General features: G+C 75.5%; 1 protein-coding gene. It reads left to right on the top strand.

Features of this window, described 5'->3' with window-relative positions:
- The first annotated feature begins 103 nt into the window (after positions 1-103).
- Complete coding sequence (locus ABEB16_RS19425) at positions 104-1,498, top strand: O-antigen ligase family protein (protein WP_345713852.1); 1,395 nt, start codon at positions 104-106, stop codon at positions 1,496-1,498.
- Position 1,499: the final 1 nt, after the last annotated feature.

Genomic DNA, 1,499 nt, shown 5'->3' with positions numbered 1-1,499 from the left:
CAGCGGTTCCGGCAGCGCATCGCGGACTGGGTCGCGGCCAGCACGGGCCTGGTGCTGCCGGCGCCCGCCGCGCCCGCTCCCGCGCCGCCGGTGGCGGGCTGACGTGGAGGTCCTCCTCGCCGCCGCGGCGGCCCTCGCCGGGCTCGTCTTCTGCGTCACCGCCAGCGACCGCACCCGCCTGGCCACCGCGGCCTTCCTCGCGGTGCCGCAGGTCTTCGCCGGCCCGCTGGGTGCGCTGTCGCTGCCGCTGAGCCAGTGCTGGGTGATCCTCATGGCCGTCTGCTGGCTGGTGGAGCGCAAGGGCGTCCCGCTGGGCGACCCCGTCATGCGGGCGGTGTTCCTCTTCGCCGCGGTCAACGGCGCCGCCATCGCCTGGTCACCGGACCCGATGGTCGGCATCCTCGAGGTGGCCCGGATCACCTCGTTCGCCTTCCTCTACCTCTACGCGGTGCGGGTCGAGCGGGAGGACCCCCGCGGGGTGCGGGGCGTGCTGCGGGTCGTGCTGGCCTGGGCGCTGGTGGCCGCCGCCCTCGTGTGGGCCTTCCGGCTCTCCCCGGCCGCGGAGACGGCGTTCCTGCGCTCCCCGCTGGCCTCGCTCGTCGCGGGCCCCGACGCGATGGCGGCGTTCTGGGGGGAGTCCGCCAACAACGTCACCGACCCCGCCAAGGCCGGCGGGTTCTTCATCAACGCCAACGTCGCCTCCATGTTCCTGGGGGTGGCGACGTTCGCGTGCCTGCTCCTGCTCGCCGAGGAGCGCAGGCGCCGCCACGTCGCGGCCGCGCTCGTCATCTGGTCGGCCACGTTCGCCACCGGCTCCAAGACGGCCGCCGCGCTGGCGCTGCTGCTGCCGGTGGCGGTGCGCGGGGTGCACGTGCTGGGCCGGCCCACCGCGCGCTGGTTCCTGCCGCAGGCCCTGCTGTTCGCCGGGGCCGTGCTCTGGCTGCTGCCGGACCTCCTCGCGAGGTTCGTGCCCTCCTACGCCGAGGCGTCCGCGCACAGCCTGGACAGCCGCGCCCCCATGTGGGAGGCGGCGGTGCAGATGTTCAAGCAGCACTGGGCGCTGGGCCTCGGGCACGGGGGCTGGGCGCGCACCATGGAGCTGTACGCCCAGTTCGGCATCGAGGTGCTGCCCCCGCACAACCTCTTCATCGCCGCCTGGGCGGCGACCGGCCTCGCCGGCGTCGCGGCCCTCGCCGCCTTCGCGCTGGTGGTCCTGCACCTGCTGGTCACCACGGTGCTGCGCGCGACGGGCTCACCGCTGGGGCGCACGGCGGCCTTCGCGCTGGGGGCCTGGGTGTGGGTGCTGGTGCACGGCATGGGCGACAACACCGCCGTCTACGGGGAGGCGAAGTCCATGACCCTCCTCGCCCTGGTCCTCGGGGTGGTCACCGCGCGGCGCTCCGCGGTGGCGGCCGCGGCGGCGACCGCACCGACGACCGCGCCGACGTCGTCGGCTGGGAGGTCACCGACCCGGACCCGGCGTACGGCGACTACCTGAC

This window comes from Kineococcus glutinatus (assembly GCF_039542765.1).
In the GTDB taxonomy this organism is placed as follows: Bacteria; Actinomycetota; Actinomycetes; order Actinomycetales; family Kineococcaceae; genus Kineococcus_A; species Kineococcus_A glutinatus.
This window is presented reverse-complemented; position numbering and strand designations above follow the sequence as displayed.